Source organism: Anaerotruncus sp. G3(2012) (genome assembly GCF_000403395.2).
In the GTDB taxonomy this organism is placed as follows: domain Bacteria; phylum Bacillota; class Clostridia; order Oscillospirales; family Ruminococcaceae; genus Anaerotruncus.
Genome location: NZ_KE159674.1, coordinates 50,702 through 72,332, shown reverse-complemented (window position 1 = coordinate 72,332; position 21,631 = coordinate 50,702). Strand labels below are relative to the sequence as shown.

At 55.4% G+C, this 21,631-nt stretch carries 22 protein-coding genes and 3 pseudogenes; 10 read left to right on the top strand and 15 right to left on the bottom strand.

Going from position 1 to position 21,631, the window contains the following annotated elements; genetic code table 11:
• Positions 1 to 13: 13 nt before the first annotated feature.
• The 14 genes and pseudogenes from C814_RS22365 to C814_RS14060 all read right to left on the bottom strand — a co-directional run bounded on the left by C814_RS22365 (position 14) and on the right by C814_RS14060 (position 12,580).
• Positions 14 to 1,399, bottom strand: a complete 1,386-nt coding sequence (locus C814_RS22365) for a M23 family metallopeptidase (protein ID WP_016316020.1) — start codon at positions 1,397 to 1,399, stop codon at positions 14 to 16.
• Positions 1,400 to 1,505: 106 nt separating this feature from the next.
• The gene (locus C814_RS14115) at positions 1,506 to 1,820 is read right to left on the bottom strand and encodes a type II toxin-antitoxin system RelE/ParE family toxin (RefSeq protein ID WP_016316019.1); all 315 of its coding nucleotides are present in this window, start codon (positions 1,818 to 1,820) and stop codon (positions 1,506 to 1,508) included.
• Positions 1,807 to 2,073, bottom strand: coding sequence for a type II toxin-antitoxin system Phd/YefM family antitoxin (locus C814_RS14110; RefSeq protein ID WP_016316018.1), 267 nt, complete (start codon positions 2,071 to 2,073; stop codon positions 1,807 to 1,809). The genes C814_RS14115 and C814_RS14110 overlap by 14 nt, the downstream gene beginning before the upstream one ends.
• Before the next feature lie 199 nt (positions 2,074 to 2,272).
• A complete protein-coding gene (locus C814_RS14105; protein ID WP_016316017.1) occupies positions 2,273 to 2,602 on the bottom strand; it encodes a hypothetical protein in 330 nt (109 codons plus the stop codon).
• 236 nt (positions 2,603 to 2,838) lie between these two features.
• The gene (locus C814_RS14100) at positions 2,839 to 3,348 is read right to left on the bottom strand and encodes a hypothetical protein (protein WP_016316016.1); all 510 of its coding nucleotides are present in this window, start codon (positions 3,346 to 3,348) and stop codon (positions 2,839 to 2,841) included.
• Positions 3,329 to 4,330 (bottom strand): conjugal transfer protein TrbL family protein, encoded by a 1,002-nt coding sequence (locus tag C814_RS14095; protein WP_016316015.1) that lies wholly within the window; start codon positions 4,328 to 4,330, stop codon positions 3,329 to 3,331. The genes C814_RS14100 and C814_RS14095 overlap by 20 nt, the downstream gene beginning before the upstream one ends.
• A gap of 49 nt (positions 4,331 to 4,379) precedes the next feature.
• A pseudogene (locus C814_RS23020) lies at positions 4,380 to 5,139 on the bottom strand (IS5 family transposase).
• A 444-nt stretch (positions 5,140 to 5,583) separates the two neighbouring features.
• On the bottom strand, positions 5,584 to 7,389 hold the full coding sequence (locus C814_RS14085) for an ABC transporter permease (protein WP_016316013.1): 1,806 nt from the start codon (positions 7,387 to 7,389) through the stop codon (positions 5,584 to 5,586).
• The gene (locus C814_RS14080) at positions 7,386 to 8,069 is read right to left on the bottom strand and encodes an ABC transporter ATP-binding protein (RefSeq protein ID WP_016316012.1); all 684 of its coding nucleotides are present in this window, start codon (positions 8,067 to 8,069) and stop codon (positions 7,386 to 7,388) included. The genes C814_RS14085 and C814_RS14080 overlap by 4 nt, the downstream gene beginning before the upstream one ends.
• 80 nt (positions 8,070 to 8,149) lie before the next feature.
• A complete protein-coding gene (locus tag C814_RS14075) occupies positions 8,150 to 9,079 on the bottom strand; it encodes a sensor histidine kinase (protein ID WP_016316011.1) in 930 nt (309 codons plus the stop codon).
• Entirely contained in the window at positions 9,076 to 9,771 is a 696-nt protein-coding gene (locus tag C814_RS14070) for a response regulator transcription factor (RefSeq protein ID WP_016316010.1), read from the bottom strand. The genes C814_RS14075 and C814_RS14070 overlap by 4 nt, the downstream gene beginning before the upstream one ends.
• A gap of 146 nt (positions 9,772 to 9,917) precedes the next feature.
• Entirely contained in the window at positions 9,918 to 10,229 is a 312-nt protein-coding gene (locus tag C814_RS23015; protein WP_196809924.1) for an SMI1/KNR4 family protein, read from the bottom strand.
• Positions 10,230 to 10,526: 297 nt separating this feature from the next.
• On the bottom strand, positions 10,527 to 11,888 hold the full coding sequence (locus tag C814_RS14065; RefSeq protein WP_016316009.1) for a sensor histidine kinase: 1,362 nt from the start codon (positions 11,886 to 11,888) through the stop codon (positions 10,527 to 10,529).
• Positions 11,885 to 12,580: a response regulator transcription factor gene (locus C814_RS14060; RefSeq protein ID WP_016316008.1), complete on the bottom strand. Its 696-nt coding sequence runs from the start codon at positions 12,578 to 12,580 to the stop codon at positions 11,885 to 11,887. Before C814_RS14060 ends, C814_RS14065 begins: the two co-directional genes overlap by 4 nt.
• Before the next feature lie 150 nt (positions 12,581 to 12,730).
• On the opposite strand from C814_RS14060, the gene C814_RS14055 reads away from it, so the two are divergent.
• From C814_RS14055 to C814_RS23680, 10 genes and pseudogenes are all read left to right on the top strand, one after another.
• Positions 12,731 to 13,654, top strand: coding sequence for an ABC transporter ATP-binding protein (locus C814_RS14055; protein WP_016316007.1), 924 nt, complete (start codon positions 12,731 to 12,733; stop codon positions 13,652 to 13,654).
• Positions 13,647 to 14,435 carry an ABC transporter permease gene (locus tag C814_RS14050; RefSeq protein ID WP_016316006.1) on the top strand — a complete coding sequence of 263 codons (789 nt, stop codon included), beginning with the start codon at positions 13,647 to 13,649 and terminating at the stop codon, positions 14,433 to 14,435. Before C814_RS14055 ends, C814_RS14050 begins: the two co-directional genes overlap by 8 nt.
• A 1-nt stretch (position 14,436) precedes the next feature.
• On the top strand, positions 14,437 to 15,216 hold the full coding sequence (locus C814_RS14045) for an ABC transporter permease (RefSeq protein WP_016316005.1): 780 nt from the start codon (positions 14,437 to 14,439) through the stop codon (positions 15,214 to 15,216).
• Positions 15,217 to 15,231: 15 nt separating this feature from the next.
• Positions 15,232 to 15,606 carry a YxeA family protein gene (locus C814_RS14040; RefSeq protein WP_016316004.1) on the top strand — a complete coding sequence of 125 codons (375 nt, stop codon included), beginning with the start codon at positions 15,232 to 15,234 and terminating at the stop codon, positions 15,604 to 15,606.
• A gap of 101 nt (positions 15,607 to 15,707) precedes the next feature.
• Positions 15,708 to 16,382, top strand: coding sequence for a response regulator transcription factor (locus C814_RS14035; protein ID WP_031219704.1), 675 nt, complete (start codon positions 15,708 to 15,710; stop codon positions 16,380 to 16,382).
• The gene (locus tag C814_RS14030; RefSeq protein ID WP_016316002.1) at positions 16,370 to 17,548 is read left to right on the top strand and encodes a sensor histidine kinase; all 1,179 of its coding nucleotides are present in this window, start codon (positions 16,370 to 16,372) and stop codon (positions 17,546 to 17,548) included. The genes C814_RS14035 and C814_RS14030 overlap by 13 nt, the downstream gene beginning before the upstream one ends.
• Positions 17,549 to 17,621: 73 nt before the next feature.
• Positions 17,622 to 18,494, top strand: coding sequence for an ABC transporter ATP-binding protein (locus C814_RS14025; RefSeq protein WP_016316001.1), 873 nt, complete (start codon positions 17,622 to 17,624; stop codon positions 18,492 to 18,494).
• A complete protein-coding gene (locus C814_RS14020) occupies positions 18,491 to 19,567 on the top strand; it encodes an ABC transporter permease (RefSeq protein WP_016316000.1) in 1,077 nt (358 codons plus the stop codon). The genes C814_RS14025 and C814_RS14020 overlap by 4 nt, the downstream gene beginning before the upstream one ends.
• Before the next feature lie 44 nt (positions 19,568 to 19,611).
• Positions 19,612 to 20,283 (top strand): annotated as a pseudogene (locus tag C814_RS14015) (ABC transporter ATP-binding protein).
• Entirely contained in the window at positions 20,280 to 20,441 is a 162-nt protein-coding gene (locus C814_RS23680; protein ID WP_016315997.1) for a hypothetical protein, read from the top strand. Before C814_RS14015 ends, C814_RS23680 begins: the two are co-directional and overlap by 4 nt.
• Before the next feature lie 426 nt (positions 20,442 to 20,867).
• Here C814_RS23680 and C814_RS14010 read toward each other — a convergent pair.
• Positions 20,868 to 21,429, bottom strand: a pseudogene (locus tag C814_RS14010) (recombinase zinc beta ribbon domain-containing protein); the annotation flags it as partial.
• Positions 21,430 to 21,631 lie beyond the last annotated feature (202 nt).

Here is a 21,631-nt window from a genome sequence, read left to right as displayed (position 1 = left end):
AGGGGCTCCTTTCTTACATAGGCAGGATCAGCCTGGGATTGTGGACAGATCCGTTTATCTGATACTCAAAATGGAGATGAGGCCCTGTGCTCAATCCAGTGCTAGTGCCTCCCACATAGCCGATCACTTGGCCGCGCTGTACCTTCTCCCCTTCCTGGAAGGCTCCAAAGGAGGACAGATGGGCATGCATGGTGGTGATTTCGCCGCCGTGGTCGATCACAATGTGGTGGCCGAAGGTACGCATATTGGTGAGTTTCAGCAGCACAACGCCATCCATCGCCGCGTAAACAGGCGTCCCCGCATCCGCAGCGAAATCCATGCTGGTGTGGATCGGATCGGGGGCGTAATTGCGGGGGCCAAATTCGCTGGTGATGCTGCGATAATCGCGAATCGGCATCCCCGCAGGGCCACCGAAAAATTCCTGGTTATCCTGCCCGGCCAATGTATCGCGGATCGTGTTATGGGTTCCGCCGCCGGGATAAGCGCCGGAGGCACCGCCGGTAATGCCGCCCATAGGCAGGTCAGCGAACTCCCCAAAGTAAATTCGGGTGTTGTAGGACATCTCCACACTTTTGAGATACTCCCGGTCATCCTGCAAACCAAACTTATTCCGGAATTGCTCCACGCCTTTGTCATGGAAACGGTAGGTCATCTCCACATGGATGGTGGATTCCGGTTCCTTCTCATCACCGTCCGACCAGGTGACGGTAGAGGTTTCGGACAGCTTTTCAGTCTCGACAATATCGTGCCAGAAATTTACGCTGTCCACCGCTCTTTTGAAGTGCGCAAAGGATGATTCCCGCCAATCATCGGTATGAATCTCAAACATAGCAATAATCAGTACGCAGGCTTCCTGTACTTCTGCGAGAAACGCTTCCTCTACAGGGTCAAAGGTGTAGGTATAGGTCACATGGTCATAGCCGGAAAACTTCCCGCTGGCAATGCGCGCCTCAAAATCCGCTTCGATTTTTTGCTTTTGGTGTTGGATGTCCTTCTCATACGCCTCCCGAACATGGTCCTTAAACTGCCCATAAACCATTTCCGGGCCGGTGTTGTCGGCCATATCAACCGGCTCTTCAAAGAACATACTTGGAAGGGAGGAAAAGACCATCACGAGAAAGAACGCAATGACGATCACTCCCTTGATTACCGGTTTAGCCAATAGTCCTGCCAGCAGCCCGGCAACTGTCCCAAAAACCGTGCCAGCAGGACCACCGGCCGTCGTTCCAGCAGCGGCTCCAGCTCCTGTAGCAGCGCCGGTTCCGGCCCCGGCAGCAGAGGCCGCTGCAGTTCCAATATTAGAGGCGGCGTCATAAACGCCCTTTGCGGCGGGTCCCGTATGGATACCGCTATCCAGCGACTGCTCCAATCCATCTGATGTTCTGTTTTCCTCGGACAAATCTCTCCCTCCTTTCCATCTGTTGGGAAAAGGAAAGAGCAGCCCAAAAGGACTGCTCTTTTCCATGAATTTTGTTATTCGGTTGTTTTAACCTTTGTTTCCCTTATCAAAGATTTTCGGGAAACAGTTTTTTGATATAATCGGTGCTGCTGTGGACAATATGACTAACATAAACGGTATTGCCATCAATGTGGTAAAAGCAGAGGTAACGGCCCACTACCAGCATTCGGTAGCCGTCCAGCCGTTTACCTGGCAGCTTTGTACCCATTTCCGGGAAGTCTTCCAGCTTATCAATCGCGTCCAAAATGCGGTCGGTGATCTTTCTGGCGGATTGCGGCCCTACATTCAGAAGATGATAGGCAGCAATATCCCGCAGCTGTAGGCGCGCCTCTGTCAGCAGCTGGACCTTATGCTTGCTCATATAGGTCCTCCAGTTCAGCCCTCACCTGACCGGTGGTATAGGTGGGCGCGCCCGCCAACCGGTTTCTCTCGGCAGTGAGCAGCTGTTCCAGCAGCTTCAACTCGGCCTCTCGTTTCTCGTAGTCCTCAATAGAAAGAAAAATCATTTCCCCTTCGCCGTTTCGGGTGATATAAATAGGCTCGCCGCTCTCTTTGGACAGCTTTACCAGGCTGTCGTAGTCATTTCGCAGAGTGGTAGAAGATTTAATCAGCATCTATCCGGCCTCCTCTAAAGTTATTTTAATATTATTATACACGAATTTAGTTAGAACAGCAATACCATTTTCACCCATTGCGCTGCCTTTCCTGTTACCGCCATCTTTTTCGGCTATGTGCTGTATAGAGCCCAGCACCTAAGATTGCCAGGCAAAGCAAGCCAGCTGCCATTCTGATCCACTTCATTTTCTGTGCCTCCTAATTTCTTCCTTTTATTTTGTAGAAGATGGTCACGCCGATAAACACCAACACAGCCATCCCGGCGCCAACATAATAGGGAATATGGCTTCCCCCGGCAGATTGTGCTGCGGCTGTCTCCTGCTGCGGCGCAGGGGATTCCTCCGGTAACTCCGGTTCTGCCGGCGATGCCGGGATAGGCGCTTTATCGGCCTCATCCCCGACCGACTCGCTGTAAGCAGCGGGCGGGACAGGGGATTCCGCACCAGTCTGTGCAAAAGCTGTTACACCAGCACAGCAAAGCGTCATCATCACAAACAACAGGGCAAAAAGATTCTTGATTCGTTTCATAGGGTATCGTTCCTTCCTTTTATTTTTTCTTTGGCGGCGCTACGGCAGGGCCAGGTTCCGGATCAGGCCTTGATTTTTCAAACGCCTCGATCCGGCTGCCATCTCTGCGGAACACCTCCAGGCTAGCGGGGTTGTTTTTAGAAAAGCGCCTGATTTGATTGGCCGACTGCATTCCGGTAGAGATGGACGACGTTTCTATTCTTACCGGTCGTTGGATCTATTGGGGAGGTGGTCCCCTAGATCACGCCGTTGTCCACGCTGGAGAACTGCACCATGTGTGCCTCTCCTGTGTCCGGCCTGCGGTAAACGGTGTCGGTGGAGCCATCCGCCCTTTTCAGCATGGAACGCTCTACACCCTCGGCAGGGGTCAGCTGAGAAGCGCCAATAAGATTGGCGTCCTCTCCGGTGAAGGCAGGGAATCCGCCGCCGGAAGAGGTGCCTTTCTCCGGGTCAAACTTATCATGGGGCAGGCCGTGGGCCAGGTTGGACAGCCTCTCCAGCGTTTCATCATCCAGATTACGGAATCCGGCAGCAGCTCCCGTTTTTCCATGGTCTGCGCCCTGTTCCAATGAAATTTTCCCCTCCTGTACCTCTGTGGGCTTCTTTTGGCCGTTTTCTTCAACACCTCCTGTTTTGTTATCGGCTGCGGGCGGCTCCTCTATCGTAAACGGTCCTCCATCCATCCTGGAGCGGGCGGCCCGCATCACATCGGCGACAAAGCCTTGTTTAGCAGCGGTGATCCCCAAAAGGGTCACGCCGCCAGCGGCAGCGGGCCCTTGAACGCTGGAAGGGGGGAGGGGCATTTGTCTCTCCGCTTTCGCCCTTTCGGCTGCCCATACCGCTGATCTCATCTGCTGCGCTGCAGTCAACGCCGCTTGCTGTTCCGCTGCTCTTGCCTGCAATGAAGCCTGCGCCGCTGAAATATTTTCCAACAGCGGAGGCCATACCGGCCGCTGAGCGGATGGTCATGGCAATCCCCGCAATGGTACCGCACAAAGAACGCACCACATCGCCGGTGCTGGCAGTATTCAGCCCCAGGATACGCAGCAGGGTATCGGCTTTTTGGGCGAATTTCAGAAAGGCGTATCCCATAAGGAAGGTAAAAATGATTTGATCGCCGCTCTGTTCAAACACCGGCATAAAGCTGAGGAACAGTTTGATAGACCAGATATTGATGAGCAGCAGCATGGCCTGGGAGGCCACCAGCCGGCACCATGATTTCAGAATCTGCGCAGTGGATTTGAAAGCGCTGGTGGCAAAAACCACCGGCGCGCAGTAGAGGGCAAAATAAAATACAATATACCGCTCCACGCATTCCACTGTCAGTTTTAGAAATTGCCAGCCCATTACCAGCATGAGGATCACTGCCACAATATTCATAAAGGGGTTGGAAAAAACGCTGTGGAAGATGGCGGTCACCAGTGTGCTTAACTCAAACTGGTATGGGGTGGAAGCGGCATTTAAGAATATCGCATAGGGGTCGGCCATCAGCCCCAGAATCAGGTCGATGATAGAACGGGAATAAACGATCATCCCGAAAAAAAGGGCGGTCTTTCCCAGCATCTTCAGCGGGTCTTCCGCCTCCATATCCAGCATAACGCCGAAGTTGCGAAAGATTTGAAATACCAACATAATGAACAGCAGCCCCACCGCAAACCCGATGATCACATCATGGAAATCTGCGGCAGCGGGGAAGTATTGCTCGAAAGTATTTAGGTCAAATCCCAATGCGCCGAGAAAGCCATTAGGGCTTGTTTGAAAAATAGTGAAGGCTGAGCTAAATCAACAAAATAGCGATAGCGGCAATGTAAACGAAAGCGAGAAAAGACGCATCCAATTTGTCATATCTGGTGGCGATTCTGCGAAACCATTTGAGCTTTTGGAAGAAGCATTCAACCAAATGACGCTCTTTATATAAGCACCAGTCTACCGGCCATGGCTCAGAAACATTGCTCTGCGGTGGGATCACATAGCTGGCTCCTTGTTCCGAGATGTAAGCTCGGATCGTCTTTGCCCCATAAGCCCGGTCTGCTAATACATTGCTGCCGCTGATTTTTACCTTTTCCAGCAGTTCAACAGCGTGGACTGAATCATGGTCATTCCCTGCAGACAGCATGAATTCAACCGGATTTCCCAGTCCATCCACAATAGCGTGCAGCTTTGTGTTCAACCCACCTCTGGTCCGCCCAACTGCCTTATCCGCCGTTTTTTCCCCCTCCGTTGGCACTCTCGTGAACCTTGATGCAGGTAGAGTCCAGGCTCAGGTTTTCCATATCCGCATCTGCGGTCAATGCGCGAAATATGGTTTCCAATGTACCATCGTCCCGCCATTTGGCAAATCGGGCATACACAGACTGCCAGGGGCCATACGCCTCCGGCAATTCGCGCCACTGTGTTCCGCTGCGGACGATCCAAAGCATCCCATTGAGCATATTTCGATCATCTTTCCGAGGTCGGCCTCGTTTCCCCGTCCTCCCTGCTGGAAGCAACTTCTTCACGCGTTCCCATTGTGCTTTTGTCAATTCATATCGCTTCATGGCTCTATTTTCGCACTTTTATTTGGTTTGTGCAATATTTATTTTTCAAACAAGCCCTAAAAGGGCAGCTTATCTCCGGAAACCCGGATTTCCTCGACCTCATCGTTTCCGGTATTGGGCGGCTACTGTGCCGCCAGGGACTGTGGCTGTACCGCCTCTTTTCCACCGCCGGGGACATACTCCAGATCGTACAGGGTATAAAGGACCCCACTGGCGTTGCATTACAAAACTCCTACCTGGATACCTCCCTCAAAGTGAGGGGATAGCTTAACAACAATTTGCTCTTTTAGTTTACCGTATACGATATCTTGTTGTCAGCGTGATTTCGATACTGTATATAGTTTCCATCTGCTTTTCTGTGCCTCCTAATGGTATAGATGAAGCTGCAACAGCTCTATCCATTTCATTTATCATGGAGAATTTTCTGTATCTTTTTTCCCATGCTTATAGTTCGTTGATGGTGTCTGTTACAGCCATATCCCGTATCCGTTTGGCTGGGGCATGGATAGCGGCAAAGGTTGCCGAGGCGACAAACAGTACAACGATGAGCAGCCGGAAAACCGGTATCGTCCATACGGCATAAGCGAAGTGGTCTCGGATCAGTATGTTGAACAGTATCTTTCCGATAGCCAGACCGCCGGTGCATCCGATCACCCCTCCGGCTAGGGCGTAGGTAACGGCCTCGGCGGCGATCATTTGGGTCACCTGGCGGCCATCCATCCCCACGGCCCGCATCGCCCCATACTGCTTGCCCCTGGCGGACACGCTCATGGAGATGCTATTCATGATGTTCAGCACCGTGACCATGGCAATGATGGCCAAAAAGCTGTAAACGCACAGCACAAAGGCGATATAGGTTCCAAAGGTACGCTGTCCCCTCTGGTCCCGGAAGAGAAGCCCCTCGTCCAGCAGGTCGCTTATCGCGGCCGCGCTCTCGTCTGTCAGATCACCCTGCACCATGACAAGGGAATAATCACCAATACCGGTCAGCCGGAGGAAGGTCTCGTCGGAGGTAATAACAGAAACTTTGCCATGGGAGAAGCCGTCCCCGCTAAACAGGTCGTATTTCAACAGCCCTGCCACGTTCAGCGCCTCGCCATTTACCCAGATAATATCCCCCTTGTGAAGCGGAGCGTCCGGGTCGCAGATTGCCAGCACATAGCTGTTGTCCCCGTAGACTTTGGAGAGGTCGCTGCCCTTTTTCAGTACATCGTCCTTTTTCAGTGCATTCAGGTCGAAATCGTCAAAGGAAATGAGGTCAACGGTCTGGGGCAAGCCCTCCTGCCCCAGCTCTGCCGGGACTTCAAAGACGCTCCGGCGGCCAAAAACATTCTCTACCCCGTCTATCGCCCGAATGGCCTTTGCTATTTGCGGGGATACGCAGTTCATCCCCGACTCCCCGTAGATCGTGATGTCGGCATCGCTGGCAGACTGGGGCAGCAGATAGCCCACCCAATCCAGCAGAACAGAGAAAGTCAGAAACAGGATGATACTCAAGGCAAAGGATCCTGTCATCAGAACAAGATTCTTTTTGGCCGATACCGCATGATGGGTTCCAAGGGAGAGCTCAATAGGAAGGGCACCGGTACGGACCGCCCGCTGCGTCCGATCGGTACTCCCTGTGTTTCCCGAAACCGCCGCAATAGGAGACACTTTAGCCGCCTGTCTTGCCGGCATCCAAGCGGCGATCAGTACGGTGACGATCCCCATTACAATGCCACTGACGACCCCGATGGCGCTGACGCCAAAGAGTGGAATAGCGGTAAACTCCTCCTGGACCACGAACCGCAGAATAGCGCACAGGGTCCAGGAACTGACTGTTCCCAGAATGATACCGATAGGAATGGCTGTTTTGCACCAGTTCAGAGCCTCCAAACGCACGAACCGTGCAAGCTGCTGGCGGCTCATGCCGATGCAGCGCATCATTCCAAAAAACTTTGTCCGTTGGGCTACAGTGCTGTTGATGCTGCCTGAGATCATCAGAACCCCAGCGATCAGGATCAGGAGGAACAGGGCCCCGGCAATCAAAAAAAGGGATTGCCCCATAGAAGTGTCCATGATTGCCTGAAGGGTAAACGCCTGACCATGCTTTTTGGCAAGCCGGCTCTGCTCCATACGAACCGCCATATCAGCCATACTGAAGATAGCCGACACCAGGAACACAGCGAAGATGATGCAAAGGAGGGTCATGCGGTTCTGCCTCCGGCGCACCTTGGCAGAGATTGGGATCAGGCTGAGATAGCTTTTCATTCCCGGCACCCCCCAAGGTCGGTCAGTACACCGTCAGACACCTGGAGCACCCGGTCCGCTGTGTGGGCGATGCCGGGATTGTGGGTGATCATAATAACCGTCTGCTCGTACTGCCTGGCGGTCTTTTTCAGCAGAGCAAGGACCTCGCTGCTGTTTTGAGAATCCAGATTGCCTGTAGGTTCATCGGCCAGAACCAGGGAGGGCCGGGTGATCAGCGCTCGCCCGATGGCTACCCGCTGCTGCTGGCCGCCGGAGAGTTGGCTGGGCAGATGGTTCCGGCGCTTCTCCAGCCCCAGGACGGCCAGCAGCTCCTCCAGATACCTCGTGTTAGGCCGCTGGCGATCCAGTAGCAGGGGGAAAATCATGTTCTGTTCCACGGAAAGCTCCGGGATCAGGTGGAACGCCTGAAAAATAAATCCGATATTCCGGCGCCGGAAGACAGTGAGGGCCTTTTCCTTCATAGCGAAGGTATCCTCCCCCCCAATATAGACCCTCCCAGAGGTGGGGGTATCCAGCGCGCCGATCATGTTCAGCAATGTGCTCTTGCCGGAGCCGGATTCCCCAACGACAGCAACAAATTCCCCTCTGGGGACAGAAAAACTGACATCCTTCAAGGCGTGTACTGCTGCTTCGCCACCGCCGTAGGTTTTGCAGATGTGTTCTACTTGTAACAAGTCCATCTGTGTAATGCTCCTTTCCTTCATTGGACTGCGTAGACAGCATACCACGCAAACCTTACTGTCCGATAAATCGCAGATGACTATTTTGTCATGATTGGAAAACAGATGGTGAATGTCGTTCCGTGCCCCAGTTCGCTATGGACTTCCATGCTGCCCTGATGGGCCTCTATGATCGACTTTGCCAGCGGCAGACCGAGACCCACTCCCTGAGTATCCTTGGAAAATCGGCTTCGGTAAAAGCGTTTGAAGATATGGTATAGGTCCTCTGAATGGATACCGCTGCCGTTGTCCTCCACGGTGATCTGGGTTAGGCAGGGGGATTGCTGCCACCGAATTTGGATGCGGTCCCCCTGTGTTGTGTGGTCCAGGGCGTTCTTGACAAGGTTCCCGATAGCCTCCGTCAGCCATACCCGGTCACAAAGGAGGACGCTCTGCTCATCCCCCGCCAGAACAAGTTCTTTTCCCTCTTGCCCGGCCCGGAAGGAATATTGTCCTTTGATCTGCTCCAGCAGCTCCGAGAGGTTTTCCGGCAACTGCTCCAGGGTGATGGCCCCTGCATCCAGCCGGGCCATTTTCAACAGGCTTTGCACCAACGATTCGAGCCGGTCAAGCTCCTGCTCCGAGAGGCCTGTAAACTCTCGGACCGTATCGGCGTTGTCTGCCTCCTGCTGAAGGATGCCGTTATAAATGTTCAGCGCGGCGATGGGCGTTTTAAGCTGGTGGGAGATGTCGGAAATGGTGTCCCGCAGAAATTCCTTGGCCTGCCGCTCACTGTCGGTGTGGGCATCCGCAATGGCCACCAGAGAATTGACCTCATGAAACAGGCGGTACATGGCCCCTTCTTCATTACATTCAATGCCGCCCTCTCGCCGGTCCAGAATGTACTCTGCAATCTGGCGGGCAGCTTCCTCCATTTTCCGCTCCTGCTGCCCCAGGCGATGGCAAACCACCCACAGGGCGGTCAATGCACCGCACAACACGCAGCAGAGCAAAGCCACCGGCAAATTCATTGTGTCCTTCCTCCCGTATTCCATTTGTATCCCATGCGGCGGACGGTGATGACCCGTGCCGGTCTGGCTGGGTCATCCTCTATCTTTGCACGCAGGCGGCGGATATAGACCGCCAGCGTGTTGCCGTCCGTAAAGTCTCCATCACAGTCCCAGAGCCTCCCCATGATCTGCTCCGGGGAAAGGATAATGCCGGGATGCTCCATGAAAAAACGCAGGAGTTTATATTCCGTCGCTGTCAGCTCTATCGGTCCGCCGTCCTTATAAGCCCGGCCCTCCAGCAGCTGAAGGGTGATTCCGTTGGAACACAATTCTTCGGGTGCCTGCCGGAAATGCTGGCTCCTGCGAAGGAGCGCATGAATCCTTGACATGAGTACCGCCAGCTTGAAGGGCTTTGTGATGTAATCATCGCCGCCTATGTCCAAGCCCATGATGATGCTGGTCTCCGCATCCGAGGCGGTGAGGAAAATAATCGGGACCTGTGATGTCCGCCGGACTTTTTCGCAAAATGCAAAGCCCGAACCGTCCGGGAGGGAAACATCCAAAACAAGCAGATCATACTTTTCCTCTTGCCACAGACTCTCGGCTTCCTGGAGCGTGCGTGCGATGTCCAGGTTATAGCCAGCCTTTTGCAAGGCAAAGGAAAGCCCGCTGATCAGGCTCAGGTCATCTTCCAACAGGAATAATTTACTCATGGCGCTCCCTTCCTTTCAAGCGTATTTTACGCAAATTTCCTATCGCCCTATCAAGGTCCGTAAAAAGGCGGAACACAGCAGCACAAGAACAACCGCCGTGTTCCGCTTTTGTACTTTGGGCAAAGCGTAACCCCCAACATTTATCCCTATGCCTGTCCATGTAGTCGGCCACAGAGGTTTCCCCCGCCTTCCCCGGCAAAGGGGAGCAGCCAGTCCGGGATGACACCGTCATCCGCTCTCAAAAATCCCAGCGTTTTTTCCATGGGCCGCTCCTTCCCATCCCATACAGGAATAAACCAGTCCACGGAGTATTCTTCGCCGTCCCCGCCTGCGAAAACGGGCTTTTCCGGGTAACCGCCATTATAGGCCAAATAGTGTTCCCGCACCTCTGCGGGGATTTTTACATGAAATTTCTGCTCAACACGATCTAAGAAGCCGTATTCACAACCATTCGACACCGTCTGAGCGGGTCTTTTGCCGGACTGCCGCGTTGAAAAACCTTGCAATACACAAAGTATTGTCTGCGTTTTTTCGCCTTGCAGGACAGCAAAATCCCTCGCCCATCCGGCATCCCCTGATTATGAATACAGGTTCTAAATCTTTTTTGCCTTCCCGCTGGCGTCTAAAATCGGATGGTTGTACATCGTTTTTGCCTCCTCCTCAAAAAACAGGGAAAATCCCTGCCGTATTTTTACGCTGGTATTATAAGGGATAATGTTCAACGTTTTATCTGCTTTTGAAAAAATCAGAGCACTTCATGGTGGAAACACCAGCACCGTTTTGAAGCCCTTCCCCGGCTCGCTTTCCATCGTCATCGTCCCCTTGTGGGCCTCTGCGATCTGCCGAACCAGCAGGATGCCCAATCCGTGGCGCAGGTTCAGTTTTTCGTCTGTGCTTTCCATAGGGCGGCTGTCTGCATCCAACTCCTTCAGCTTTTCCGCCGGTACCCCCACACCATCATCTGCAACGGCGATGATCGTATCCGTTGCCTCCCCTGTAACCGAAACATCGATCCGGCAGCCTTGGGGATTGTGGGCGATGCTGTTTTGGATGAGATTGCACAAGGCTCGTTTCAGCAGGGCTTCATCCCCCTGGAGGGCGGCCGATTCGCTTTTGGGGCCAGCGTAAAATCCGATCTCATACCGCTCCTCCAGTCCGCCATCGAGAAATTCACAGACGGCCTGCCGGGCCAGCTCCACCGGATAGACCTTCTCCATCCGAAGGGGCTGCATGGAATACTCCAGCCGGGAGGCAAGGTTCAGATCGGAGATGAGGCTCCGCAGCCGTTCCCCCTGCTTTCGGATGCCGGCGGCCTGTTCCCGGACAGAGGCCGGAAGGTTCCCGTCCTCCTCCAGTTGCCCGGCAAAGCCCAAGATCACCGAGAGGGGGGTTCGCACATCGTGGGAGACGCCGCTGATCCAATCGGCCCTGGCACTGTCCTTTTTGGCGATAAAGACCCCTGCCTTGTTCAGCTGCCGGTTGATCTCCGACAGCTCCCCCTTTTCCGGGAGGCTCACCGGCTGGCCGGAGGCCACCGTCTCGATGCCCTGCAAGATAGGGGCGACCGCTTTTTCCACCCGCCCCATATTCCACCAGATCAGCAGGACCACCGCAATCAGATTGACCACGACGGCAACGGCAAGGCCGGCAAAAATGATCCGGATATAGGGCTCCTTGTAGGTGGAGCAGTATTTGACAAAGCTGTTTTTCGCTGTGCCGACTACCAGAAGCCCCGCCGGATGCTCCAATACAAAAACGGGATAGTCCCTTAAATACCACCGGCTGAATTTGGCCACATCGGTGGGGGTGTAGCGCCGGGGCAGTTCTTCCGGCAGGCGCTCCTCCCAGACCACCGCCCCAGTGTCATCCAGAAGCATGGCCCAGGAGTCGTTTTCCTTTAGCCCCTCCTCCAGCCCGACCGCCGCGGTCAGGCCGCCTGTTTCGTCCACGGTGACACTGTCCCACACCTCATGGATGGAGATTTCTGGGCCGTTGGAGGCTTTCCAGGCCCATACCAGCATCGAAATGTACAACAGCGCGTTGAGCAGCAGGAACAGGAGGATAATCCCCACCATGGTCAAAAAATATTTCCGAAAAAAGCGCTTTACCGTTTTCATTTCTCCGGCTCCTTCACCATCAGCTTGTACCCCAGCCCCTTTACCGTAAGAAGGGAGACGGGCTTTGACGGGTTCTCTTCAATCTTCTCCCGTAGATGCCGGATGTGGGTCATGAGGGTGTTTTCGTATCCCTGCCAAATGTCGCCGCAGGCCATCTGGCAAAGGACCCCGATGGTAACGATGCGCCCCGGATTCTCCGCCAGCTTTTGAAAGATGGCGTATTCCTTTGCAGTCAGCGGGAGCCGCTGCTCCCCTTTGACAGCCTCCGCCCGGTCCAGATCCACATAGGAGGCTTCCAATGTGACGATATTGTTCTCCTGAGAATAGACCCGTTTCAGGATCGCCCGGACCCGCAGCAGCAGCTCCTTGGGAAGAAAGGGCTTCACCAGGTAGTCGTCCGCCCCCAGTTCAAAACCAGCAAAGCGGTCCTCCGCCTCCCCCTTTGCGGTGAGCATCAGCACCGGGACGCTGCTGACAGCGCGAACCTCCTGAAGCAGCGCAAAACCGTCCAGGCCGGGCATCATCACATCCATAATGATGATACCCGGCATTTTTTTCGAGAGCAGCGCCAAGGCTTCTTCCCCGGAGGCCGCCGTGACCAGCTGGGTATAACCTGCATGAGAAAAGATAGAACAGATCATGTCCCGCAAGTCTTTTTCATCGTCAACGATAAGAATTTCTTTATCCAGCACAGGACCACCTCCTACCCCAATTTTTATTATAGTCCGGGGAAGAAAAAATGTATAGCCCGCAGGCGTAATCTCAAGGTATTCTCAAGGTTCTCTCAAAGAAAACGCAAGGATGGCGTGGTAAACTGGCAGCGTAAAAAGGAGGTAGCTGCCATGAGCAGATATATCATCGAAACAGAACGGCTCACCAAACAATATGGAACCCAAAAAAGCGTGGACGGGCTGGATCTTCATGTCCGGCCGGGCCGTATCTACGGCCTGCTGGGCAGAAACGGCGCCGGGAAAACCACCACTATGAAGCTGCTGCTGGGACTGGCCACACCTACATCCGGGGAGGTGTCCATCTGGGGAAAGCCTCTTGGGGGTAACGAAAAGGAGCTACTGCCCCACATCGGCAGCCTCATCGAATCCCCCGGCTTTTATCCCAACCTCACCGGAACAGAAAACCTGCGTATCTTCGCCACCCTGCGGGGGGTGGACGGCCGCGGCACCATCAAAAACGCACTGGAGCTGGTGGGCCTGCCCTATCGGGACAAAAAGCTGTTCTCCCAATATTCCCTGGGGATGAAGCAGCGGCTGGCCATCGCCCTGGCGGTGATGCACGACCCGGAGCTGCTGATCTTGGACGAGCCCATCAACGGCCTGGACCCCATCGGTATTGCGGAGGTGCGCTCCTTCATCCGGGGGCTGTGCGACGAGCGGGGCAAGACCATCCTCATTTCCAGTCACATCCTTTCCGAGGTAGCCCTGCTGGCGGACGACATCGGTATCATTGACCACGGCGTGCTGCTGGAGGAGGAGAGCCTTGGAGAGCTGGAAGCCAAGAGCGACAAGTACCTTCACTTCACCGTCTCCGACGGGGAGCGGGCAGCAGAAATTTTGAGGGGCGTTTTCCCCGCGGACCGGTTCATCCTGGAGGACCGCCACAGCCTACGGGTCAATTCCACCAAGGTTCCAGTAAGCAAACTCGTCTCCGCCTTTGTGCGGGCCGGCCTGGGGGTTTCGGAGGCGGTGACGGTGGAGGAAAGCCTGGAGGACTACTTTAAGCGGGTGACAGGGGGTGAAGGGATTGCTTAAACTGATCGGCTGTGAACTGGCGAAATTAAAGCGAAAAAAATTCATCTCCTTTGTCATCCTCTCCGCCTTTCTGTTTCCTCCCCCTCTGGCAGTGATGATGCTGACCCCCAGCATGGTGGCCCGGTACGACACCAAAGCCCAGCTGTTTGACGATTTTTACCAGTTTGTCCTTGGTTACGCAGTGGAGCTGCTCTTGCCCTGCGTCATCGCCGTCATCGCCGCCATGCTCTTTTTTATGGAGCGGGACAACGACACCTTCAAAAACCTGCGGACCATCCCGGTGACCGGTACCCAGATGATCTTTGCCAAGATCACGGTTTTGTTTCTGTTCGGGCTGATCTTCTGCCTGTCCTCGGCCACGGTCGCCATCCTCTGCGGAAGCCTCATCGCCGAGGTGGGCGGGCTCGGCTATAAGCTGTGGCTGGCAGTGAAGCTGGGGGTGTTCATCACGGCGGGGACCCTGCCCCTGGTAGTGCTGGTGGTCTTTTTCAGCAGAACCTATATCTTCTCCACCCTGCTCTGCATCTTTTACAGTGTGCTGAGCCTGACCGCCGAGGGCTGTTACGAGGTCATGCCCAAGTTTCTCTGCTGGCTGATGCCCATTCCCCTCACAAATCTTTGGTGCGCTGGGGATATGATCCGGCACGGAGCCCGGGAGAGCGTGGGCAGATTGCAGTATCTGATCCCCACAACCATGCAGACGGTTTTGATCTTGGCCGTGATGTCGGTCCTGTCTGTTCTGCTCATTGACCTGCTGTACAAAAAGAGAGGGGGAGAGTAGGATGGTGGCACTGATGAAAACCGAGCTTTGGAAACTGAAACGGTATCACATGATCTGGGCAGGGGTTTTTCTGATGCTCCTTGCCGTCCTGCTCACTGTATTTTCCACCACCGCCCTGGACGGCACCGTCTGGACCTTTCCCTTTTTTGCGGAGCAGGTGATGAAGGAAAATATCACCACCATTTTCCCCATGTGTATCGCCCTCATCACCGGGTACATCATCAGCCGGGAGGAGACCGATGACACGCTGAAAAACATCCTGACCATCCCGGTGTCCTTTCCCGTTCTGCTGCTGGGCAAGCTAGCCACCGGCATGCTGCTCTCGCTGTTTCTGGGGCTCGCCAGCACCATGTTCACTGTGGCCGCATCCTTTCTGCTGGGCTTCCCCGGCGGGACGCTGCCGGCCATCCTCCAGGCAGCGGCGCAGATCATCCCCAACTGCCTGTTTCTCTATCTTGCGGTTTTGCCTATCATCGCCATCGCCGCCCGGCTTCCCAACGGGCACCTGATTGGAGCGGTGGTCGCCTTTGTCTATGGCTACGGCGGGATGTTCGCAGCGGGGAACATGACCCTGGCCAATTTGTATCCCGTGACCGCAAGCATGGGGCTGGTTGGATACCGCAGCTATGACCCGGCGGTGCATTGGAATCCACTGCTTTGTGTGTTCAGTCTTTTGGCTACCCTGCTGGTTTGTGCTGTCCTTGTCGTGACCACCAAACAAGGCACGCCAACAAAAGCGGCAAAAAAATCGAAACAGGTCATCACGAAAAAAGGTTGGTAAGGAGTGAATTACAATATGAAGAAAAAAGTGTTCATTGGTATTGGGACCGCCGCTGTCCTTCTGGTCGGTTTGGTATTCTTTGGCATCTGGTTTCTGTCGGGGACGGGCAGTGCCGGCTATTACACCCAAATCGACAACAGCCGGATGGAGGAGGTTCACAGTCGGGGAGGCGTTGTTGATTTCAAGGGTGGCCTGCCATACTCCTATACTCTATTGTCCTACGATGAAAATGGCGGCGAAAAGGAGATCACCTTCGGAACCTCCAAGGAACTGCGGGAGGGTGCTTTCCTCCGCCTCACTGTCATGCCCGTCCGGGGCGTTTTGGAGTGGGCCGAGGTGTCCTATGAGGAACTCCCCCCGATGGTCCAAAAGCGTTATGCCGTAGATTGAACTCCGAGGTAAAAAGGGGTATTCTATTGGGGAGACAGCACAGGAAAGTTGATAAAAAGTAGGAATTTACCTGATATGCTGCCCCAAAGGAGGTGTACCCCATAGGAACCAAACTACTCATCGTGGACGACGAGCCGGACATCGTCGCCATGCTGTCCAGTTTTTTCACCGGAAAGGGCTACGAGGTGCTCACCGCCCAAAGCGGTCGGGAGGCCCTGCGGCGGGCGGAGCAGTCCCCGGACCTCATCCTGCTGGATGTGGCCATGCCGGAGATGGACGGCCTTGCCGTCTGCCAGGCTATCCGGGACCGCTTGGCCTGCCCAATTCTGTTCCTCACTGCCCGGATCGAGGACGCCGACAAGGTGCGGGGCTTTTCCGCCGGAGGGGACGACTATATTTTAAAGCCCTTTTCCTTAATGGAACTGGAAGCCCGGGTCCAGGCTCATTTGCGGCGGGAGGTCCGGCATCAGTCCCAGGCCCGGATCAAGTTTTCCGGGGAATTGTCCGTCGATTTTTTAGAACGGCGGCTCTTCTTCGGCAAGGAGGAAATCCCCCTCACCAAAAAGGAGTTTGACATCGTGGAACTTTTGTCCCAGAATCCCGGCCAGGTCTTTGACAAGGAGCGTATCTACGAAAAAATCTGGGGCTACGACAGCGAGGGAAGCAGCGGGGTGGTGGCGGAGCATATCCGCAGGGTCCGGGCCAAGCTGGCCGTCCACTCGGACAGGGCCTATCTGGAAACGGTTTGGGGGTGCGGCTACCGATGGAGCAGATAAGGCGCCGCTGGTGGGATCTCCCCCTGAGAAAAGCCCTGGTGGTGTACATCACCGTCGCTGTTCTGCTGGCCCTGGCCCTCTGCGAGATGACTGCCAACCTGTGCGACCTGGGCGTAAAGAAGATCCGTGCCGCCTACCCGGACAACATGGAAAAATACTACCTCACCAACGAGCGCGGGGAACAGCTGGGGGAGGGGACCTATATCGGCACCGATCCCTTCCCCCTGTCCCCGGAGGACCAGCGGACAGTGGACATCCTCCGGGCCCTGCCCACGGTGACAACGCCGGTGTGGTCCGCCCTCTGCATCCTGGGGGCGGCGCTGCTTTTCTACCGGAACAAGCTGAAACGGCCCCTGGCAGAGCTGCGGCTGGCCTCGGAAAAGATCTCCCAGAACGACCTGGACTTTACCGTCACCGTCCACAGCAGGGATGAACTGGGGCAGCTCTCCGCCTCCTTCGAGACGATGCGGGCCGCCCTGGCCCGGAACTTCTCGGAGATGTGGCGGCAGATGGAGGAGCGCAAGCGTCTCAACGCCGCCTTTGCCCACGACCTTCGGACCCCCCTCACCGTCCTCAAGGGCTACAACGAGATGCTCCAAGCCAGCGGGGAGGAACCGACCCGGGCCACCGCCATCACCATGGGGCGGCATATCGACCGGCTGGAGCAGTATGTCTCCACCATGAGCCAGCTCCACCGCCTGGAGGACACCCGACCCGAACTCCGGTCAACACCCCTGTCCCCCCTGGCGGCCTCCTTGGCGGAAAGCGGTAAGATGGTCTGTACCCAGGCAGGGAAGGGTTTTTCCATGGAGGACCGGACTGCTTCCCCCCGGCTTGCCCTGGACGGGGCCTTTGTCGCCCAGGTGTTTGGCAACCTTGTTGCCAACGCCGCCCGGTACGCCGGGAGCGCCGTGGCCCTCTCCCTGGCGGAGACCGACGGCGGGCTGCTCCTCACGGTGGCGGACGACGGCCCCGGATTTGCCCCGGAGGCTCTGGAAAAGGCTGCCGACCCCTACTTCACCGGGGAGAAGGGGAGCCACTTCGGCCTGGGCCTTTACATCTGCACCACCCTTTGCCGCCACCACGGCGGCTGGCTGAAGGTGGAGAATGGCCCGGCGGGAGCAAAAGTTACCGCTTTTTTCGGGACTGACTCCGAAATCAGATAGAAAATAGAAAATTCTGATTTATACTCTCCATGAAACCATGGGGAGTATTTTCTTCCCCGGAAAGGAGTTTTCTATGGAACTAAAGACGGTCGGGCTGACCAAGCGATACGGCCCGAAAACAGCGGTGGATCACCTGGGCGTCACCCTCACCAGCGGGGTGTATGGCCTGCTGGGCCAGAACGGCGCCGGAAAGACCACCCTGATGCGGCTTTTCTGCACCGTGCAGGAGCCCACCTCCGGCAAGATCCTGCTGGATGGCGAACCGGTCCGGGAGATGGGGGAGGAGTACCGAAGCCTGCTGGGATACCTTCCTCAGCACTTCGGCTACTACCCCGACTTCACCGCCCTGGACTTTCTTCTCTACATGGCGGCGGCAAAGGGACTGCCAGACCGGACCGCCAAGAAACGGGCAGGGGAGCTGCTGGAGGCGGTGGGCCTTGCCGGGGAGAGCAGGCGGAAGGTGAAGACCTTTTCCGGCGGGATGAAGCAGCGGCTGGGCGTCGCCCAGGCCATGCTCAATGACCCCAAGATACTCATTCTGGACGAGCCCACGGCGGGGTTGGACCCCAAGGAGCGGGTGCGCTTTCGGAACCTTATCAGCGCCTTCTCCAAGGATCGGGTGGTCATCCTCTCCACCCACATCGTTTCGGATGTGGAGTTCATCGCCGAGGAGATCATCCTGATGAAGGCTGGCCAGATCATCCAGTTCGGGAAGCCCCAGGACATCACCGCCGAGATTGACGGCTTTGTCTGGGAGTGCGGCGTCCCCACCGGTCAGGCGGAGCGGTACGCCGCCTCCTGGAATGTCAGCAATCTTCGCAACGAGGAAAACGGCACCACCGTTCTCCGGGTCATCGGGGAGCGCCCTCCGGTGGCAGGAGCAGCGCGGGTCCAGCCCAATCTGGAGGACCTGTTTTTGTACTGCTTTGGGGGGAATGAAGGATGAAAAAACTCATCGGCTTTGAACTGAAAAAAATCTTTTCCCGGCGGCTAACCCAAGGGGCCTTTGCCCTGGTGCTGCTCCTTTCGGCCATTCTCGGCTTTTCCACCTACCAGAACAAGTATGCCTTTGACGGTGCGGGCCGGGAGGGCACCGGCAAAGAGGCGGTGTCCATCGACAAGGCGGTGGCCGAAAGGTACGCCGGGACCCTCACCGACGAGAAGGTCCAGCGGATGCTGGCCGACCTGGTCCCCAAGACCGGGGAAAATGAGATAAACGCCCTGTATATCTACCACAACGCCACCCAGTCCGCCGTCTCCACCCGCTTTGCCGACCGGTATGGCGGCTGGAACGGCAGCACCGTGGCCGATGTGTTCGGGGAGGGAGAAGTCACCATCGGCTATGTAGACGGGTGGCTGAGCACCAGCCGGAATCTGGTGAAAATTCTGATCTTATTCTCCCTCTTTCTCATGGTGATGACCGCCCCGGTCTTCTGCGGGGAGTACGGCGGGGTGGACCAGATCCTTCTCTCCACCCGGTATGGCAGGACCAAATGCGCCGGGGCCAAGGCAGTCGCCTGTGTCCTGGCCGCTCTGCTCACCACGGTAGCGGTGCTGGCCCTGAACCTCGCCATGGCCTTCACCTTTTACGGTACCGAAGGGCTGGATTGCAGCATTCTGTTCGCCCAGCTCACCTACATCGAGGGAGGAATCCCTTTCAACATCACCTGCGGGACGATGCTGGCCTATCAGGCTTTGCTGGCCTTTACCGGGGCGCTGGGGGTGGTGGGCATCACCCTGGTTTTTTCCGCCGCCTGCAAGAGCCCCATGGTAGCCCTAGCGGCCTCCGCCCTCCTCTACGGCCTGCCGGTGCTGCTCCCCGTTTCGGAGGTCAGCCCCCTGTTCCGGCTGGTGGTGCTTTTCCCCACCTATCATGCCCAGTTCGTTTCCCTCATGTCGGTGGAGCAGATGGGCGGCGGGGCGCTGTATGCTCTTTGGGCAATTCCCGCAGGGGTGGCGCTGCTGGCCGGGGGGAGCGTTCTTGCCCGAGGAATTTTCGCAAAGTACCAGGTTTCCTGAAAACAAGCACACAAAACGGCGATAAAAGAGAGTCGGTTTTTATTATGGCAGCTACACCGATTCTGCAAACGATCCAGCTGAAAAAATACTACCAGCAAGGAGAACATATTACCAAGGCTTTGGATGGTGTGGATCTCTCTATAAATCCGGGAGAATTTGTGGCCATTATCGGCGCCTCCGGCTCCGGCAAGTCCACCCTGCTTCACATGATGGGCAGCCTGGATACCCCCATCTCCGGGGAGATCATCATTAACGGAAAGCTGTTCTCAGAAAAGAACGAATAACAGATGGCGGTGTTCCGCCGCCGTCACATCGGATTTATCTTCCAGAATTATAATCTGATCTCAATTTTGAACGCCTATGAGAACATCGTCCTGCTTGTACAGTTGGACGGAAGAAAAGAGGATCAAAGCCTGATGGAGGAAATCGTCTCTACTTTGGGACTGCAAGATAAGCTCCAGAACCTGCCCAGCAATCTCTCAGGGGGCCAGCAGCGGGTTTCTATCGCGCGGGCTCCGCTCACCAAGCCGGAGATCATATTGGCCGATAAACCTACTGGGAACCTGGACAGCAGGACCAGCGAAGATGTGCTTTCTCTGCTGAAAACCACCAGTGTCAAATTCCATCAAACCATTGTGATGATTACCTACAACAACGCCATTGCCCGGCTGGCCGACTGGGTGATCCGCATTGAGGACGGGAGGATCAAAGAATGAAGTACAGGAAAAAGAAGACCGGCACAGAAGAGGCCATTCAGGCGATCAGCCAGCGGGCCTACCGGTCAAACCGGGCATCCAACCGTCTGATTGCCACTGCAGCTATCATTGTGGTGGTTTTGATTACAGCCACTTGCAGCGTCTTTCTCAACCTTTAAAGTTTTTCCGCTCTCCAGGGCCTGAAAAGCTATGGGATCACTACCAATGTGATTTTTCCCGATCCCAGCGATGAGTAGCTGTCTCGTCTGGAAGTGTGGTGCGTCAAGCAAAGCAAAACTGCGAAAAAAACGCAACCTTGAAAAATACTGAAAAACAAACAAAAACCTAGTTTTACGGTGATAAGGAAGTATTCACAACAACTTATCATTAACGTTGACAAACAGGGTGCAAGCAAGAGCAGAGAACATATCACTTCTTCGTTAGATAGGAGGAGGCATTTTTGAATATTATATCCACAATTTTATTTGTAATCGGAGTTGTCATTTTGATTTTTAGCCTTTCCTTAAAAACGAGCAATTTTCCTGATGTACGCAAAATATTTTTGGAGCATTTTAGAGCCTGTTTTAAAACCGTTAAAGTAACTCGGACAGCTTATGCACCATAGCCTCATAGACAAACTGCTCAAACTCCGCCGTCCGAAGCGTCCCGCAGCCCCCGCAGCTCATATTGTCCGCCCGCTTGGTGCAATAAAGGTAGTGGGTTCCGGCCCGGTTGCCCAGGCTTTTCAGCGCCCGCCCACAGTGGCCGCATTTCATCTTTCCGGCCAGCCATGTATTTTTCGGCTTGCGCCCGCCCTGGAACGTGATATTCGCCATCAGCTTTTTCCTGCACCGCAGCCAGGTATCAGCGGGAACAATGCCCTCGCTGGGGGCCAGCACAAGGATTTGATTTTTCAAGTCCTTGTTTTTTCGTTCCTGCACGTCCCGGCCCTGGTAGAGATAGCAGCCGTTGGTCCCGGCGAAGTCCGCCGCCTCGTTCACCACCACGGCCCCCTGCCCCTTGAAGAACTCGTACAGCTCCAGGTCAGCCTGGGCGTAAATGGGGTTGCGGAGCATTTGAGAAATGAAGCCCCGGCGCAGCTCCTTGTCATACACCAGTATGCCCTTCCTGGGCGAAGTACCGGGCAATATCTCCGAATGATATGGTATAAAAAAAGTTGACACCTTTTCCTCAAGGGAGTAGAAAAAAGAGAAGAAGAAGGAGGAAAGGCAATGGCTCGAAGCTACGATAAAGAGTACAAGGTACAGGCCGTAAAGCTGGCCAGAGAGATCGGCGGAGACAAAGCGGCGAAGGAGCTGGGCATCCCGAAAGGGACGATCCACGCCTGGCTGAAAGCGGTGCGGGAGGG

Bases quoted from the DNA above. Each gene is read 5' to 3' on its own strand.
- C814_RS14025 (WP_016316001.1), top strand. From the start codon at position 17,622: ATGGAACTAAAGACGGTCGGGCTGACCAAGCGATACGGCCCGAAAACA.
- C814_RS14115 (WP_016316019.1), bottom strand. From the start codon at position 1,820: ATGAGCAAGCATAAGGTCCAGCTGCTGACAGAGGCGCGCCTACAGCTG.
- C814_RS14110 (WP_016316018.1), bottom strand. From the start codon at position 2,073: ATGCTGATTAAATCTTCTACCACTCTGCGAAATGACTACGACAGCCTG.
- C814_RS14055 (WP_016316007.1), top strand. From the start codon at position 12,731: ATGAGCAGATATATCATCGAAACAGAACGGCTCACCAAACAATATGGA.
- C814_RS14080 (WP_016316012.1), bottom strand. From the start codon at position 8,069: ATGGACTTGTTACAAGTAGAACACATCTGCAAAACCTACGGCGGTGGC.
- C814_RS14070 (WP_016316010.1), bottom strand. From the start codon at position 9,771: ATGAGTAAATTATTCCTGTTGGAAGATGACCTGAGCCTGATCAGCGGG.
- C814_RS14065 (WP_016316009.1), bottom strand. From the start codon at position 11,888: ATGAAAACGGTAAAGCGCTTTTTTCGGAAATATTTTTTGACCATGGTG.
- C814_RS14020 (WP_016316000.1), top strand. From the start codon at position 18,491: ATGAAAAAACTCATCGGCTTTGAACTGAAAAAAATCTTTTCCCGGCGG.
- C814_RS14085 (WP_016316013.1), bottom strand. From the start codon at position 7,389: ATGAAAAGCTATCTCAGCCTGATCCCAATCTCTGCCAAGGTGCGCCGG.
- C814_RS14030 (WP_016316002.1), top strand. From the start codon at position 16,370: ATGGAGCAGATAAGGCGCCGCTGGTGGGATCTCCCCCTGAGAAAAGCC.
- C814_RS14105 (WP_016316017.1), bottom strand. From the start codon at position 2,602: ATGAAACGAATCAAGAATCTTTTTGCCCTGTTGTTTGTGATGATGACG.
- C814_RS23680 (WP_016315997.1), top strand. From the start codon at position 20,280: ATGAAGTACAGGAAAAAGAAGACCGGCACAGAAGAGGCCATTCAGGCG.
- C814_RS14040 (WP_016316004.1), top strand. From the start codon at position 15,232: ATGAAGAAAAAAGTGTTCATTGGTATTGGGACCGCCGCTGTCCTTCTG.
- C814_RS14075 (WP_016316011.1), bottom strand. From the start codon at position 9,079: ATGAATTTGCCGGTGGCTTTGCTCTGCTGCGTGTTGTGCGGTGCATTG.
- C814_RS14045 (WP_016316005.1), top strand. From the start codon at position 14,437: ATGGTGGCACTGATGAAAACCGAGCTTTGGAAACTGAAACGGTATCAC.